General features: G+C 68.1%; 13 protein-coding genes and 1 tRNA gene. 8 read left to right on the forward strand and 6 right to left on the reverse strand.

Going from position 1 to position 14,829, the window contains the following annotated elements:
* Positions 1 to 164: 164 nt before the first annotated feature.
* The 3 genes from B5Y19_RS09790 to B5Y19_RS09800 form a co-directional block, all read right to left on the reverse strand.
* Positions 165 to 419, reverse strand: a complete 255-nt coding sequence (locus B5Y19_RS09790) for a DUF6460 domain-containing protein (protein ID WP_244555542.1) — start codon at positions 417 to 419, stop codon at positions 165 to 167.
* A 119-nt stretch (positions 420 to 538) separates the two neighbouring features.
* The gene (locus tag B5Y19_RS09795) at positions 539 to 1,219 is read right to left on the reverse strand and encodes a response regulator (RefSeq protein ID WP_055728796.1); all 681 of its coding nucleotides are present in this window, start codon (positions 1,217 to 1,219) and stop codon (positions 539 to 541) included.
* Positions 1,220 to 1,311: 92 nt separating this feature from the next.
* The gene (locus B5Y19_RS09800; RefSeq protein ID WP_055728797.1) at positions 1,312 to 2,949 is read right to left on the reverse strand and encodes a cisplatin damage response ATP-dependent DNA ligase; all 1,638 of its coding nucleotides are present in this window, start codon (positions 2,947 to 2,949) and stop codon (positions 1,312 to 1,314) included.
* A gap of 107 nt (positions 2,950 to 3,056) precedes the next feature.
* Between B5Y19_RS09800 and B5Y19_RS09805 the strand changes: the two genes are divergently transcribed.
* Positions 3,057 to 3,833 carry an SGNH/GDSL hydrolase family protein gene (locus tag B5Y19_RS09805; RefSeq protein WP_055728798.1) on the forward strand — a complete coding sequence of 259 codons (777 nt, stop codon included), beginning with the start codon at positions 3,057 to 3,059 and terminating at the stop codon, positions 3,831 to 3,833.
* Between the two features lie 67 nt (positions 3,834 to 3,900).
* Here the strand turns inward: B5Y19_RS09805 and B5Y19_RS09810 are convergent, their stop codons facing one another.
* Positions 3,901 to 4,968, reverse strand: coding sequence for a ligase-associated DNA damage response exonuclease (locus B5Y19_RS09810; protein WP_055728799.1), 1,068 nt, complete (start codon positions 4,966 to 4,968; stop codon positions 3,901 to 3,903).
* 140 nt (positions 4,969 to 5,108) lie between these two features.
* Between B5Y19_RS09810 and B5Y19_RS09815 the strand changes: the two genes are divergently transcribed.
* Complete coding sequence (locus B5Y19_RS09815) at positions 5,109 to 6,047, forward strand: class I SAM-dependent methyltransferase (protein WP_055728800.1); 939 nt, start codon at positions 5,109 to 5,111, stop codon at positions 6,045 to 6,047.
* A 41-nt stretch (positions 6,048 to 6,088) separates the two neighbouring features.
* Here the strand turns inward: B5Y19_RS09815 and B5Y19_RS09820 are convergent, their stop codons facing one another.
* Positions 6,089 to 6,568, reverse strand: coding sequence for a VOC family protein (locus tag B5Y19_RS09820; protein ID WP_055728801.1), 480 nt, complete (start codon positions 6,566 to 6,568; stop codon positions 6,089 to 6,091).
* Between the two features lie 282 nt (positions 6,569 to 6,850).
* Between B5Y19_RS09820 and B5Y19_RS09825 the strand changes: the two genes are divergently transcribed.
* From B5Y19_RS09825 to B5Y19_RS09855, 6 genes are all read left to right on the forward strand, one after another.
* The gene (locus tag B5Y19_RS09825) at positions 6,851 to 9,337 is read left to right on the forward strand and encodes a ligase-associated DNA damage response DEXH box helicase (RefSeq protein ID WP_055728802.1); all 2,487 of its coding nucleotides are present in this window, start codon (positions 6,851 to 6,853) and stop codon (positions 9,335 to 9,337) included.
* A gap of 41 nt (positions 9,338 to 9,378) precedes the next feature.
* Positions 9,379 to 10,041, forward strand: coding sequence for a ligase-associated DNA damage response endonuclease PdeM (gene pdeM / locus B5Y19_RS09830; RefSeq protein WP_079591440.1), 663 nt, complete (start codon positions 9,379 to 9,381; stop codon positions 10,039 to 10,041).
* A 109-nt stretch (positions 10,042 to 10,150) separates the two neighbouring features.
* Positions 10,151 to 10,225, forward strand: a tRNA-Thr gene (locus tag B5Y19_RS09835).
* A gap of 363 nt (positions 10,226 to 10,588) precedes the next feature.
* Positions 10,589 to 10,984: a (R)-mandelonitrile lyase gene (locus B5Y19_RS09845; RefSeq protein WP_055726575.1), complete on the forward strand. Its 396-nt coding sequence runs from the start codon at positions 10,589 to 10,591 to the stop codon at positions 10,982 to 10,984.
* Between the two features lie 95 nt (positions 10,985 to 11,079).
* On the forward strand, positions 11,080 to 12,249 hold the full coding sequence (locus B5Y19_RS09850) for an acyl-CoA dehydrogenase family protein (protein ID WP_079591397.1): 1,170 nt from the start codon (positions 11,080 to 11,082) through the stop codon (positions 12,247 to 12,249).
* A 247-nt stretch (positions 12,250 to 12,496) separates the two neighbouring features.
* Positions 12,497 to 13,528 (forward strand): LysR family transcriptional regulator, encoded by a 1,032-nt coding sequence (locus tag B5Y19_RS09855; protein WP_079591398.1) that lies wholly within the window; start codon positions 12,497 to 12,499, stop codon positions 13,526 to 13,528.
* Here B5Y19_RS09855 and B5Y19_RS09860 read toward each other — a convergent pair.
* Positions 13,447 to 14,799, reverse strand: a complete 1,353-nt coding sequence (locus B5Y19_RS09860; RefSeq protein WP_055726594.1) for an MmgE/PrpD family protein — start codon at positions 14,797 to 14,799, stop codon at positions 13,447 to 13,449. The two genes, B5Y19_RS09855 and B5Y19_RS09860, sit on opposite strands and share 82 nt — an antisense overlap.
* Positions 14,800 to 14,829 lie beyond the last annotated feature (30 nt).

Below are 14,829 nucleotides of genomic sequence, written 5' to 3' on the forward strand. Positions count from 1 at the left end.
TGCCGTCATGGTCGGGCTTGTCCCGACCATCCACGTCTTCCCTCAGATCGTGTTCAAGACGTGGATACTCGCCACAAAGGCGAGCATGACGACAGCTGGAACGAGGTCGCGTTCATAGATTCGGGGTTCGCGTTCGGGCGCCCCGAGAATGACGGCCGCTCAACTCACTTCCGCGCAGCGAAGAGCCTCAGCAGCAGCCAGAGCGGCACCACGATCAACGCACCCGCGATGATCCATTGCCCGACCTCGCGCACGGCGCCGAAACCGAGGCCCGTGATCGAGCGGATGAAGCGCGCGGCTGACTCATACAGGCCTTGCGGCGACAAGCCGAGGAAGGCCATGGCCGCGCCGACCAGCAGCGAGATGAAGATCAGGCGGACGAGGACGCTGAGCGGCGAGCCGCCGAGAAACCGTTCCATGGAAGCGCTGGCCATCCTGTTGCACGCCCCGGAGCATCGCCGGGGCGGTTCGTACCCGTCTTAACCTGAAATCCACCGCGCTTGAACGGTGCCTGAACGCGAAGCCGGCTCGCCAGCCCCTACCCCGTCGCGGAGGCCCCGGCCGTCGCCCAGGCGGTGCCGGCGATCTTCGAGGCGGCGATGACGGCCTGGGTGCGGCTGTCGACGTCGAGCTTGGTCAGGATCGCCGAGACATGCGCCTTCACCGTCGCCTCGGAAACCCCGAGCTCATAGGCGATCTGCTTGTTGAGCAAACCCTCTGACAACATCATCAGCACGCGCACCTGCTGCGGCGTCAGCGTCGAGAGACGGCGCACCATGTCGGCGACCTCGGCATCGACCGGCGCCGCGAGATCGACGCCCGGCGGCGTCCAGACCCCGCCGTCGAGCACGGCCCGGATCGCCTCGCCCATCTGGGCGACATCGGCCGTCTTGGGCAGGAAGCCGAGGGCGCCGAACTCGATGCAGCGGCGAATCACGGCCGGGTCGTCATTGGCCGAGACGACGATGACCGGGATCTCGGGATGGTCGGCGCGCAGGAAGAGCAGGCCGGAAAAGCCCTGGACGCCGGGCATGGTCAGGTCGAGCAGGACGAGATCGGCATCGCCGCCGCCGGTCAGCGCCTCGGTCAGGGCCTCGAGCGAGCCGACCTCGCTGACCTCCGCCCCGCCGATGGCGTGCGAGACGGCCTGGCGCAATGCGCCGCGAAACAGCGGATGATCGTCCGCGATGACGATCCGCGTCGAAGGCTGCTTGCTCATCGCACCACTCCCCTTGTCCGATCCGGACATTTTGCCCCAGGCGCAGACGCGATCACAAGCATCGCGAGCGCAAGGCTGCAAGTCGCTCGGGCTCAGACATTGGTCGGCAGCAGCGCCTCCAGAACCTCGATATGGTCGGCCTCGCGCGGCGGCTTGTCCCAACGGATGCGGCTGATGCGGGGAAAGCGCATGGCGAGCCCGGATTTATGCCGGGTCGAGCGCTGCAAGCCTTCGAAGGCCACCTCGAAGACGAGGCCGGCCTGCGCCTCATGCGTGACCTCGCGCACCGGGCCGAAGCGATTCACCGTGTTCTTGCGCACATATTTGTCGAGCTCGATCAGTTCCTCGTCGGTGAAGCCGAAATAGGCCTTGCCGACCGGCACGAGCTCCTCGCCGCCCTCCGCCGCCACGCGCCAGACGCCGAAGGTGTAGTCCGAATAGAAGGAGGAGCGCTTGCCGTGGCCGCGCTGGGCATACATCAGCACGCAATCGACCAGGCGCGCATCGCGCTTCCACTTCCACCAATAGCCCTTGGGGCGGCCCGGCAGGTAAGGCGAATCGCGCCGCTTGATCATGCAGCCTTCGACCGCCTCCGCATCGGCGCCCGCCCCGGCCGACGCGGGATCGGAGCGTGCGGCCGTCAGCTTCTCCCATGAGGCGAAGGGGATTTCGGGAGAAAGGTCGAAACGGACGCTGGCAAGGCGGGACAGGAACGCTTCGAGGCGGCCGCGCCGTTCATCCAGCGGCAGATGGCGGATATCCTCCTCGCCATCCGCCAGCAGGTCGTAGACGCGGATATGGGCGGGGAACTCGCCCAGCATCTTCGCGGTGACGGTCTTGCGGTTCAGCCGCTGCTGCAGCGTGTTGAAGCTCTGCACCGCGCTCTCACGCATCACCAGCAATTCACCATCAAGCGCGCCATCCAGCGTCAGTTCGTCGACGAGATCGGGGAAGGCCCCGGCGATATCCTCGCCGGTGCGCGAATAGAGGCGCGTCACGCGGCTGCCGTCGGCCTTGCGGCCGCTCACCGCCTGGACCCGGATGCCGTCCCATTTCCATTCGGCCGAGAATTCGGCCGGGTCGAGCCTGTCGAAATCGCCGTCCTCGATCGGATGCGAGAGCATCACCGGGCGAAACGGCGCCGGATCGCGCGCCTCGGGCCGAGGGCCCACCCCCTCCAGCCAAGCGAAGAGCTCGCGATAGGGCGGTTCCAGCCCGTGCCAGACCTGCTCGACCTCGTCGGGCGGCACGCCTCCCAGATTGGCGGCGGCCGTCTTGGCGAGGCGGGCCGAAACGCCGATGCGCAGCGCCCCGGTGATGAGCTTGAGCAAGGCCCAACGCCCGGTCTCGTCGAGCGCATCGAGCCAACCCGCGACGAGGCGCGGCAGGTCGGTCTTGCCGGCCTCGCGCAGGCTCTCGACCACCTCCGGCAGATGCGGCACCGCATTGGCGCCGTGCCGGGCCGGCCACATCAAGGCGACGGTCTCCGAGAGATCGCCGACATAGTCGTAGGACAGGCCGAACAGCAACGGGTCCGTGCGCTCGGCGACCAGCGCGCGGATCAAGCCCGGCTTGGCGTTGCGGAAGGCGAGGCCGCCGGTCATCGCCGCCAGCGCGTAGCCGCGGTCGGGATCGGGAGTGCTGCGCAGATAATCGGTGATCAGCGCGAGCTTGGCGTTGCGGCGCGGCTCATAGGCAAGGCGGTCCAGCAGCCAGGCGAAGCGGTTCATACCGCCGCCCTCCCGACACACCCCGTAACTTTAGGCTTAGTGCTGCGCATCGTTCAGCCACCATTCATGAACGAAACCTTACCGGCGGAGTCGCACAAGGGAGAGCCATGCCGATGCGTGCCGCGATGCGGTTGCTTGCCTTGCCTGTTATCGCTGCAACGCTTTCGGTGGGAGCCCCCGCGCAGGCGGCGAGCTTCTCCTGCCGCGAGACGCCGATCGTGCGCTCGAATGTGGCGCTCGCCCCCCTCTCCGCCAAGATCGCACAGGGCCAGCCGCTCGCGATCCTCGCCATCGGCTCCTCCTCGACGGAGGGCGTCGGCGCCAGCGCGACGGACCGGACCTATCCCGCACGCCTGCAGGCGCTTTTGACCAAGGCCTGGCCGAAGTCGAAGATCGAAATCGTCAATGCCGGCATCGGCGGCGAGACCGCGCCGCAGACCCTCGCCCGGCTCAAGGACGCGCTCTCCGCCCGCGGCTACGATCTGGTGATCTGGCAGGTCGGCACCAACGATGCCGTCCGGGGCGGCGACATCGAGGCCTTCAAGGCGATGATCGGCGACGGCATCGCCATGGTCCGCGAGGCCGGACCGGCGCTCGCGCTCCTCGATCCGCAGTTCTTCCCCTCGATCCGCGACCCACAGCGTTACGGCGCCTATGTCGAGGCCGTCGGTGCGGTCGCCCGGCGCGAAGCGGTGCCGGTCTTCAGCCGCTACGAGGCGATGCGCGAATGGCACCGTGCCGACGCGGAAGCCTTCAAGGCGGCGCTCTGGACGGACGGCTTCCATATGAGCGACGCCGGCTATGACTGCCTCGCCCGCGACATGGCGAATGCGATGGTCGGCATGGCCGCGCCCGCCCGGCCGGTCGTCGCGGCGTCGCGCTAGTCTACGCGCCAAGCCCTCATCCTTCGAGACGCTGCTTCGCGGCACCTCAGGACGAGGACTGGACCATTCAAATCGCGGCATCGGCGACCTCCTCCTTGGGATCGGCCTCGCCCTCGTCGCCATAGCCGACGAGATGCAGGGGCTTCGCCCTCAGGCCCGCCGTGCCGCACCAGTGGACGAGCGCCTCGGCCTCGCCATGGGTCACCCAGATCTCTCCGGCTTGGACGTCGCGGATGGTGGCGAGGAGATCGTCCCAGCCGGCATGGTCGGAGATGACCAGCGGCAGCTCGACGCCCTTCTGCCGTGCCCGGGCGCGGATACGCATCCAGCCCGAGGCGAAGGCGGTGACCGGATCGGGAAAGCGGCGCGCCCAGAGGTCCTGCGTCGCGCTCGGCGGACAGATGACGATCTCGCCGCCCAGCGCCTTGCGGTCGAAATCGGCGACCTTGCGGATCTCGCCGAGCGGAATGCCTTCCGCCTGGTAGAACTCGGTCAGCTTCTCGACCGCGCCGTGGATATAGATCGGCCGTTCGTAGCCGGCCTCGCGGATCAACGCCATCACGCGCTGCGCCTTGCCCAGCGAGTAGGCCCCGACGATATGCGTGCGCTCCGGGAAGAGCCTGACCGATTCCAGCAGCTTGGCGATTTCGCCATCGGCCGGCGGGTGGCGGAACACCGGAAGGCCGAAGGTCGCCTCGCTGATGAAGATGTCGCAGGGCACGACCTCGAAGCAGGCGCAGGTCGGATCGCGCTCGCGCTTGTAGTCACCGGAAGCAACGATGCGCAGCCCGCGGCTCTCGACCACGATCTGGGCCGAACCCAGGACATGGCCAGCCGGCGCGAAGCGAAACGCGACCTCGCCGATCCGTATGATCTCGCCGGGCTCGGCGACCTGCTGCGTCGCGGCGAAGCCCTCGCCATAGCGCAGGGCCATGATGGCGAGCGTCTCCCGCGTCGCCAGCACGGCCCCGTGGCCAGCCCGCGCATGATCGGAATGCCCATGGGTGATCAGCGCCCGCGCGACCGGGCGAACGGGATCGATGTGGATGTCGGCCGGGGGACAGTAGAGCCCGGCCGGCGTCGGCAGCAGAAGTTCGGAGTGGCGCCAGCGGGCGCTCGGACTGGCCAGCGTCATGCTCCTCTGCGCGGCGGCGTTGCGGGGCGGGCGACAGGTCGCACGCTCATCGAAAAAGAGGCGGGACTGCTGCGAAAGACGAATTTCGCTTCGCTTCGCACTGCTCTAGACCCGCGAGCCCAGCCTCCGAGGATCCGCCCATGCACTTCGCCAGCTCCGGCGATCCCGTGCTCGACCGCCGTTATGGCCGAGCCAAAGCCGCGCTGGAGGATGGCGATCCGCAAGCCGCAGTCGAGATCCTCGATCAGACGGTGGCGCAAGCCTATCATTTCACCGCGGCCTGGCATCTCTATGGGCTGGCACAGGAAGCGCTCGGCCACAAGGAAGATGCCGCGACCGCCTGGCGGCAATGCCTCGATCTCGATCCCGCCGATCATTTCGGCGCACGCCTCGACCTTGCCCGCATCGGTGCCCTGCCGGCGGAGGAGGCGACCTCGGAGAACTTCTCCGGTGCCCTGTTCGATGCCTATGCCGACCGTTTCGACAACCACCTGACCGAGACCCTGCAATACAAAGCTCCCGCCGCGCTGAAGGCGGCGCTGATCCGGTGCTGCAGCAACGCCGGCCGGCCCTTCCGGTTCGATACGGTCTACGATCTCGGCTGCGGAACCGGGCTGATGGGCGCGGCGATCCGCGAACAATGCGGCTTCCTTGCCGGTTGCGACCTCTCCTCCCGCATGATCGAGCGCGCACGCAGCAAGACCACCCCGGCCGGCACGCCGCTCTACGACAAGCTCGCCGTGGGGGGGCTGACGAGCTTCCTCACCAGCCGGGCCGACCATTCCGCGGATCTCGTGACCGCGGCCGATGTCTTCGTCTATGTCGGAGAGCTCGCACCGTGCTTCGCCCAGAGTGCGCGCGTGCTGGAGCCTGGCGGCCTCCTCGCCTTCACGGTGCAGAACCATGACGGCGAAGGCGTCGTCGTCGGCGCGGATCGGCGGTTCGCGCATGCGGAAGCCTGGCTGCGACAGAGGCTGGACGAGACGGGCTTCGTTCCCCTGATCGTCGAGCCCGTCAGCTCGCGGCAGGATCGCGGGCAGCCAGTGCCCGGGCTCCTGGTGGTGGCGGAGCGGCGCTGAGGGCCGCCCTCGCCTTTCAGACAGGAACGGCCCAGAGCCCGTCAGCCGCGGCGGGCCTTCTCGATCGCGGCGACGTCGATCTTGCGCATCTCCATCATCGCGGCGAAAGCCCGCTTCGCCTCCTCGCCGCCGGCGGCCATCGCCTCGGTCAGGACGCGCGGCGTGATCTGCCAGGACAAGCCCCACCTGTCCTTACACCAGCCGCAGGCGCTCTCCTGGCCGCCATTGCCGACGATGGCATTCCAGTAGCGATCGGTCTCTTCCTGGCTGTCGGTGGCGATCTGGAAGGAGAAGGCTTCGCTGTGCTTGAAGATCGGCCCGCCGTTCAGGCCGATGCAATGGATGCCGGCGACCGTGAACTCGACCGTGAGGACATCGCCGGCCTTGCCCGACGGGTAATCGGTCGGCGCGCGATGGACTGCCCCCATGGAGCTGTCCGGGAAAGTCGCGACATAGAAGCGGGCCGCAGCCTCGGCTTCCTTGTCGAACCACAGGCAGATCGTGTTCTTGGCACTGGCCATCGCTTACCCTTTCGCTTCTGAAACCAATCCAGCCCGATTTCGAGACATCTGAAAGCGGAGACAGCAGTCTTCGACGGATGCCACCACCATGGAATGCGCGGGCGCCGCCAGCGTTCCGCAAGCGGCTCCTCGAGGGCCTCTCGACCAGGCCCTGCGGCTTCCGGTATCGGCAGCCGCCCAGTCCTAGCCGCGCGCCGATGACGAATCACGGCAGGAGACAGAAGGGAGATCGTCTATATTCTCCTTTCGTTCTCGATCGCCGCGCTTTATCTCTGAGGCAGCATGGCTGCGCCCTCCCCGCTCCCTCCCGCCTTCGAGGCCTGGTTTTCCGGTCGCGGCTGGAACGTGCGGCCGCATCAGCTCGCTCTTCTGGAAGAGGCGCGCGCCGGGCGCTCGACGCTGCTGGTCGCGCCGACCGGGGCCGGCAAGACGCTCGCCGGTTTCCTGCCCTCGCTGGTCGAACTCGCCGAGCGCATGGGCAAGCATGACGGGCTGCACACGCTCTACATCTCGCCGTTGAAGGCGCTCGCCGTCGACATCGCCCGCAACCTCGAAGCGCCCGTGCGCGAGATGGGGCTGCCGATCACGATCGAGACCCGCACCGGCGACACCTCCGCCGCCAAGCGCACGCGCCAGATCCAGCGCCCACCCGACATCCTGCTGACGACACCCGAGCAGCTGGCGCTCCTGGTCTCGCATCGCGACGCGGCGCCGTTCTTCTCATCCCTGCGCCGCATCGTGCTCGACGAACTGCACGCTCTGGTCACCTCCAAGCGCGGCGACCTGCTTTCGCTCGACCTCGCCCGGCTGAAGGCGCTGGCGCCGCAGGTCTCCGCCGTCGGCCTCTCGGCGACGGTGCGCGAGCCGGCTGACCTCCAACACTATCTCGGCGGCACCGAGACGCCGGCGGGGCTCGTCACCGTCGCGGGCGGGGCGAAGCCGCGCATCGGCATCCTCGACACCGAACGCAGCCTGCCGATCGCCGGCCACACCACCCTGCATGCAATGGCGGAAGTCTACGAGGCGGTCCGCACGCACAAGCTCACCCTCGTCTTCGTCAACACGCGCATGCAGGCGGAATTCGCCTTCCAGGCGCTGTGGAATCTCAACGACGACAATCTACCGATCGCGCTGCATCACGGCTCGCTCGACGCGCAGCAGCGCCGCAAGGTCGAGGCGGCGATGGCGGATGGGCGGCTCAAGGCGGTGGTCTGCACCGCGACGCTCGATCTCGGCATCGACTGGGGCGATGTCGATCTCGTCGTCAATCTCGGCGCACCCAAGGGGGCGAGCCGCCTGATCCAGCGCATCGGCCGCTCCAACCACCGCATGGACGAGCCCTCGGAAGCCCTGCTGGTGCCCTCCAACCGCTTCGAGCTGCTGGAGTGCCGCGCCGCGCTCGAAGCTGTCCACGAGGCCGCGCAGGACACGCCGCCGCCGCGCATCGGTGCGCTCGACGTCCTCGCCCAGCATGTCCTCGGCGTCGCCTGCTCGGACGGCTTCGATGCCGATGCGCTCTATCAGGAAGTCCGCACCGCCTCGCCTTACGCCGGTCTCGTCCGCGCGGATTTCGACGCGGTTGTCAACTTCGTCGCGACCGGCGGCTATGCGCTGAAGAGCTATGAGCGCTTCGCCAAGCTCCGGCAGGACAAGGCCGGCCTCTGGCGCGCGAGCAATGCGCGCGTCATCCAGCAATACCGCATGAATGTCGGCACCATCGTCGAGGCGACGATGCTGAAGGTCCGGCTCGGCCGGGCGCGGGCCGGAAAGCCGGGACAACCCGGCATGATCACCCGGGGCGGGCGCGTGCTCGGCGAGATCGAGGAGTATTTCGCCGAGACCATGGTACCGGGCGACACTTTCGTCTTCGCCGGCGAGGTGCTGCGCTTCGAGGGCATCGTCGAGAACGAGGCGGTCTGCTCGCGCGCCGCCGCCGGCACCGATCCGAAGATTCCCTCCTATGACGGCGGCAAGTTCCCGCTCTCGACCTTCCTCGCCGCCCGCGTGCGCGCCATCCTGGCCTCCCCCAGCCTGTGGCATACGCTGCCGGAGGAAGTCTCGGCCTGGCTGCATGCGCAGAAGCGGATATCGCGCCTGCCGAAGCCCGGCGAGCTTCTGGTCGAGACCTTCCCGCGTGCCGGACGCTTCTATCTGGTCGCCTATCCATTCGAGGGCCGCCTCGCCCACCAGACGCTCGGCATGCTCCTGACGCGTCGTCTGGAGCGCGCCCGGATGCGGCCGCTCGGCTTCGTCTGCAACGATTACGGCATGGCCTGCTGGACGCTCGGCGACATGACGGCAGCGATCGCGCGCGGCGCGCTCGACCTCGACGAGTTGTTCGCGCAGGACATGCTCGGCGACGATCTGGAGGACTGGATGGCGGAATCGGCGCTGATGAAGCGCACCTTCCGCTCCTGCGCCATCATCGGTGGGCTGATCGAGCGACGCTATCCCGGCCAGGAGAAGAGCGGCCGGCAGGTGACGATCTCGACCGATCTGATCTACGACGTGCTGCGCCGGCACGAGCCCGACCATATCCTCCTCAAGGCGGCGCGAGCGGACGCGGCAACGGGCCTGCTCGACATTCGCCGGCTCGGTGAGATGCTGACACGGATCAGCGGCCGAATCGTGCATCAGCCGCTCGACCATGTCTCGCCGCTCGGCGTCTCGGTGATGCTCGAGATCGGGCGCGAGGCAGTCTATGGCGAGGCGGCGGACGAGATCCTGGCGGAGGCGGAAGCGATGCTGACGGAAGAGGCGATGGCGTGACGGTTGCAGCAGTCCGCTCCGCGCCGGCAAGCGAGGCCTTCATGCTGGGCCGGCTCGCGCTCGTGCCGGACCTTTCCGGCGGGCTCTGGCTGCCGGAGGAGCGCACGCTCGTCGTCGCCGACCTGCATCTGGAAAAGGGCTCGGCCTATGCCGCACGCGGCGTGATGCTGCCGCCCTATGATTCGGCTGCGACGCTCGCCGCGCTGGCCATGGTGATGCGCCGCCGCCAGCCGGCCCGTGTCATCGCGCTCGGCGACAGCTTCCACGACCGGGAGGCCGAAAACCGGCTCGTCCCCGCGACGCTTGCCGCCCTGCGCCAGCTTCAGCAGGGCCGCGACTGGCTCTGGATCACCGGCAACCATGACCCGGCGATCAGCCGCGCCATGGGCGGCGAGAGCGCGCCGACGATCACGGTCTCCGGCGTCGTCCTGCGCCACGAGCCGGATGCGACCGCGCAGGCCCCCGAAATCGCCGGGCATCTGCATCCGACCGCGAAGGTCAGGATGCGCGGGCGGGCCTTGCGGCGGCGCTGCTTCGCCTTGTCGCAGCAGCGCTGCGTGATGCCGGCGATGGGTGCCTATGCCGGCGGCCTCAACCTGCGCGATGCCGCCTTCCGGCCGCTCTTTCGCGATGGGCTGAGCGCGCATCTCCTCGGCGACGGCCGGCTCTTCCGGATTGATCCACGGTTATTGCTTCCGGATTGAGAGAGCGGGTTGCGTCCGCCTCGCGCTTGTGGCATCAGGGCGCCGCTTCGCAACGAAGCCGCGCCGCCAACGCCTCCGGGCAGGTGACCGCGGGTTGGCTGACGATCCTGCTGCCGTAGCTCAGTGGTAGAGCACTCCCTTGGTAAGGGAGAGGTCGAGAGTTCGATCCTCTCTGGCAGCACCAGCCCCAAACCCCGATTTCTTGGAAAAATGTTATCCTGCAAGGGTTTGGAAACCGCCCGGGGACACAGGGGCGGTACACGGCCAGTCCCGGAACACCCGGAGATCAGCGCCTGCGACACCCGGATTCACCTCCCGAAGGATCTGCAGCAGCAGGTCTCCCCCGCGGCCGTTTCGGCGGCGAAGCGGTTGGCGATCTCTGCTATTGCGCGCCCTGGGGCAATCTCGCGATGTTTCCACGGCCCGCGCCGCGGGTCTCGCGCTCTGGTCCGGCTCGACCGCCCCGACCGGGGGACCGCATCGTAGCTGGTACGCGGCGGGCATCTGCTGCGCGTTGAAGCTCGGACCTGATCCAAAGGAGATCATCATGCAGATCTATCGTGCCGGGCAAACGCCATCCCGCCCCGGGCCGTCCGACTGGTTCACCGGCCGGGTTCGTATCGACGCCCTGTTCAATCCGGCCGCCCCCGACCGCGTGCAGGGGGCCCATGTCACCTTTGAGCCGGGCGCGCGTACGGCCTGGCATACCCATCCGCTCGGCCAGACACTGATCGTGACCTCCGGTCTCGGCAGGGTGCAGCGCGACGGCGGCCCCGTCGAAACCATCCGCCCCGGCGACGTCGTCTGGTTCGAGCCGGGCGAGAAGCATTGGCACGGCGCGTCACCCGAGGCAGCCATGACCCATATCGCGCTTCAGGAGGTCAAGGATGGCAAGGTGGTCGACTGGCTGGAGCATGTCAGCGACGCCGAATACGGCGCGTGACCTTCGCGGCCGCAGTGCCGATATCTTCACCCGGGCCCGGAGTGTAAGCGACGGTTCGAGTCGAATCCCGCCGCGCGCCAAGAACGAGTCGAAGCATGACGACAGATCATCACCCTTCGGACGCCCATGCCGATATCCGCGACGCGGTCGCCAGGCTCTGCGCAGACTATCCGGACGAGTACTGGCGCAAGCTCGACCGCGAGATGGCCTATCCGACTGAGTTCGTCGCGGCGCTGACCGAAAGCGGCTTCCTCTCGGCGCTGATCCCGGAGGAATATGGCGGGGCCGGCCTGCCGCTCTCGGCGGCAGCCGTCATCATGGAGGAGATTCAGCGGCAGGGCTGCAACGGCGCCGCCTGCCACGCCCAGATGTATGTGATGGGTACGGTGCTGCGCCACGGCTCCGAGAACCAGAAGCAGCGCTACCTCCCGAAGATCGCCTCCGGCGAATTGCGCCTGCAGGCCTTCGGCGTCACCGAGCCGACCAGCGGCACCGACACGACCGCGCTGCGCACCACCGCCCGCCGCGAGGGCGACCATTACGTCGTCAACGGCCAGAAGATCTGGACGAGCCGCGCCGCGCAGTCCGATCTGATGCTGCTGCTCGCGCGCACCACGCCACGCGACCAGGTGCAGAAGCGCACCGACGGGCTCTCGGTGTTCATCCTCGACATGCGCGAGGCGCTGAAGGACGGCCTGACGATCCGGCCGATCCGCACGATGATGAACCATGCCACCACCGAGGTCTTCTTCGACAATGTGAAGGTCCCGGCCGCGAACCTCGTCGGCGAGGAGGGCAAAGGCTTCCGCTATATCCTGTCCGGCATGAACGCCGAGCGCATCCTGATTGCAGCCGAATGCATCGGCGACGCCAAGTGGTTCATCGACAAGGCCTCGAACTATGCGAAGGAACGCCATGTCTTCGGCCGGCCGATCGGCCAAAACCAGGGCATCCAGTTCCCGATCGCCAAGGCCTACGCCAATATGCGCGCCGCCGAACTGATGGTGCGCGAGGCGATCCGCCTCTACGAGGCCGGCGCCAATCCCGGCGCCGAGGCCAACATGGCCAAGATGCTGGCGGCCGATGCCTCCTTCGAGGCAGCCAATGCCGCCGTCCAGACCCATGGCGGCTTCGGCTTCGCCGAGGAATACGATATCGAGCGCAAATTCCGCGAGACGCGGCTCTACCAGGTCGCGCCGATCTCGACGAACCTGATCCTGTCCTATCTCGCCGAGCATGTGCTCGGCATGCCGAGATCATACTAACCTTCGCCGCTCTCATCTCCACCGAGGGCGGGGAGAGCATCGAACCGCAAGCGTCCTTCCGGAAGCCCGGCTGCCACGGCAGCACCCGGCCCAGGGGGCCGGGCCGCTCCTGCGCCGGCGTATCGGCGAGGCCAGAAGACCGGCGAAGCCGGCGCCTGGCCGAACGGCCCCTGCCGGTGCATGCATGTTGACCTGCCGACGGCCGCTTCGGATCATGGGCCGAGGCACAGCGACGAGGGGGGCGGCGATGGAGCTGAAATGGCTGGAAGACGTCCTGAGCCTGTCGACGACGCTCAGCTTCTCGCGTTCCGCCCGCGAAAGGAACATCACGCAGTCGGCGCTCAGCCGCCGGGTCAAGCAGCTCGAGGAATGGCTCGGCCTGCCGCTGTTCGACCGCAGCAGCTATCCGATCTGCCTTACCGAAGCCGGCAGGACCTTCCTTCCGCGTGCCCAGGAAATCCTGAAGCAGGTGCGGGGTGCAAGGCTGGAAATGCGCCAGTTGCACGAAGATGCGTCGGAAACGCTGACCTTCGCCACACTGAACACCCTGTCCCTGACCTATTTCCCCGGCCTCATCCGTCGCATCGAGGACAGGCTCGGCCCGCTGAAGACGCGGTTCTGCGACCAGCGCGCATCCTTTGACGGCAATGTCGGCCTCCTCAACCACGGTGAATGCGATTTCCTGCTGACCTATGCGCACCCGGCCGTGCTGCCCGAACTGGATGCCGAACGCTTCCTCTATCGCCACCTCGGCACCGAACAGGCGATCCCGGTCTCGATCCCCGACGGCCGGGGCGAGCCGCTCCACCCCTTCCGCAGCGGCGAAGCGCCCGTCCGCCTGCTGAGCTACGGCAACTGCTCCTTCTTCGCCCGCCGGCTCGCCCTGCTCTTCGCCGAGCGGCCGACGCCCCTGGTCACCGTCTACGAGAACCCGATGTCGGTCGGCCTCAAGGCCATGGTCCTGGCCGGCCGCGGCGTCGCCTGGGTGCCCGAGAGCCTGGTTGGCGAGGAGCTGCGCAACGGCCAGCTCGTACCGGCCGCCGATCCGTCCTGGTACATCGCCGCGGAGATCCGACTCTACCGGGCGCGGCAGCAGGGCCGTCCCGCCGTCGAACAGTTCTGGGCCGCCGCCCTCGGCGACAGCCAGCCTCCATCATTGCCTGATGATTCAGCCCGCCCTGCTTCCGGTCGGCGCGACTATGCGCGCCCGGCCTCGGCGGGCTCCGACAGCAGGAAGCCGAGATCCGCTGCCGCGTCGATGTCGGTGAGCCGGGCATAGAGCGCCGCGGCGCCCGGCATTCCGGCACAGCAATCCGCGAACTTCGCCTGCCGGTCGGCATCGTCGAACGGAACCGCGATCGAGCCCCTCGCCTCCAGCCGCTCCGCCTTGAGCAGGCGCCCGTCCTTGAGGCGGATGGTGACGCGATGCGGCTGGCGCCCCGCCGCCTCCTCGCTCTTGTCGTAGGCGCGCATCGTCGTCAGCGACAGCAGGCGCCGGATCTCCGGGCGCCCGACCGCTTCCGGCGTGAAATCGGCGAGCGACAGCCTGTCCTGCAACAGCGCCAGCGCAACGCAATAATGCATCGAGAAGCGCGCCTGCATCTCGTCCTGCGGATCGGGATAGGCGAGGTTGCGGACATTGGCGATGCCGACCAGCGTGTCCACAGCCTCGACATCCCCCGCCCCGAAACGGTGTTCCGCCTTCAGATCAAGGATGGCGTCGACCGTGTTGTGCGTCGAGCCGCAGCAGGGATGGCGCTTCGGGGTGAGCCCGTCGCTTTCGATGACGTGCGGAGAGGCCAGCACCATCCGCTCCCAGCCGGCGGCACTGTCGTCGCCGAACAATTCGGCGATGCCCATCGGGCATTCCAGGATATCGAGGCGCCCGGTCATCCCCGCCTCTGCGAGCGCGGCCGCATCGACGGCGTTGCGCGCCGCGAGCCCGGCATGGAGAGGTTTCGCGGGTGTGCCGAACTGCCCCTTCGGACCGGCGGCCATGCTGGCGGCGACGCTCATCGCCCGCGCAACGCCTGCCGCGTCGAGGCCCATCAACCAGGCCGTTCCGGCCGCCGTGCCGATCGCGCCGACCGTCGAGGTCGCATGCCAGCCGATGGTGTAATGCGCCGGGTTGATGCCGCGCCCGACGGCAGCCTGCGCCTCCAGCCCAATGAGATAGGCGTCGACGAAGGACAGCCCACTCGCCGCGCGCCCCTGCGCCACCGCAAGCAGGGCCGGCACGAGCACGGCCGAGGCATGGGTGATGCCCGGCCTGAAATTGTCGTCATAATCGAGCGCATGCGCGGCCGTGCCGTTGACCAAAGCGGCGATCGCCTCGGTCGCCCGCCCCCCGCCGGCGACCGCAGCCGCGCCTTCGGGGCCAATTCCGGAAGCAAAGGCCTCGCGCACGGCCTGCGTCGCCTGATCGCCGATGCCCGCCAGCATGCAGCCGACCGTATCGGCGATGGCGTGATGCGCCCTCAGGCGAGCCAGGGGCGAGAAGGCCGGCCTGGAGCCGCTCCAGTCCGCAATCCGTTCGATAGCACTCGGCATGATCACTCCCGGTCAGTCCCGCGATGGCGA

Source organism: Allobosea thiooxidans, from assembly GCF_900168195.1.
In the GTDB taxonomy this organism is placed as follows: Bacteria; Pseudomonadota; Alphaproteobacteria; order Rhizobiales; family Beijerinckiaceae; genus Allobosea; species Allobosea thiooxidans.

What these genes read in the sequence shown, in the direction of transcription:
- B5Y19_RS09810 (WP_055728799.1), bottom strand. Translation starts at nt 4,968, where the DNA reads ATGACGCTGGCCAGTCCGAGCGCCCGCTGGCGCCACTCCGAACTTCTG.
- B5Y19_RS09795 (WP_055728796.1), bottom strand. Translation starts at nt 1,219, where the DNA reads ATGAGCAAGCAGCCTTCGACGCGGATCGTCATCGCGGACGATCATCCG.
- B5Y19_RS09805 (WP_055728798.1), top strand. Translation starts at nt 3,057, where the DNA reads ATGCCGATGCGTGCCGCGATGCGGTTGCTTGCCTTGCCTGTTATCGCT.
- B5Y19_RS09820 (WP_055728801.1), bottom strand. Translation starts at nt 6,568, where the DNA reads ATGGCCAGTGCCAAGAACACGATCTGCCTGTGGTTCGACAAGGAAGCC.
- pdeM (WP_079591440.1), top strand. Translation starts at nt 9,379, where the DNA reads ATGCTGGGCCGGCTCGCGCTCGTGCCGGACCTTTCCGGCGGGCTCTGG.
- B5Y19_RS09800 (WP_055728797.1), bottom strand. Translation starts at nt 2,949, where the DNA reads ATGAACCGCTTCGCCTGGCTGCTGGACCGCCTTGCCTATGAGCCGCGC.
- B5Y19_RS09790 (WP_244555542.1), bottom strand. Translation starts at nt 419, where the DNA reads ATGGAACGGTTTCTCGGCGGCTCGCCGCTCAGCGTCCTCGTCCGCCTG.
- B5Y19_RS09825 (WP_055728802.1), top strand. Translation starts at nt 6,851, where the DNA reads ATGGCTGCGCCCTCCCCGCTCCCTCCCGCCTTCGAGGCCTGGTTTTCC.
- B5Y19_RS09845 (WP_055726575.1), top strand. Translation starts at nt 10,589, where the DNA reads ATGCAGATCTATCGTGCCGGGCAAACGCCATCCCGCCCCGGGCCGTCC.
- B5Y19_RS09860 (WP_055726594.1), bottom strand. Translation starts at nt 14,799, where the DNA reads ATGCCGAGTGCTATCGAACGGATTGCGGACTGGAGCGGCTCCAGGCCG.
- B5Y19_RS09815 (WP_055728800.1), top strand. Translation starts at nt 5,109, where the DNA reads ATGCACTTCGCCAGCTCCGGCGATCCCGTGCTCGACCGCCGTTATGGC.
- B5Y19_RS09850 (WP_079591397.1), top strand. Translation starts at nt 11,080, where the DNA reads ATGACGACAGATCATCACCCTTCGGACGCCCATGCCGATATCCGCGAC.
- B5Y19_RS09855 (WP_079591398.1), top strand. Translation starts at nt 12,497, where the DNA reads ATGGAGCTGAAATGGCTGGAAGACGTCCTGAGCCTGTCGACGACGCTC.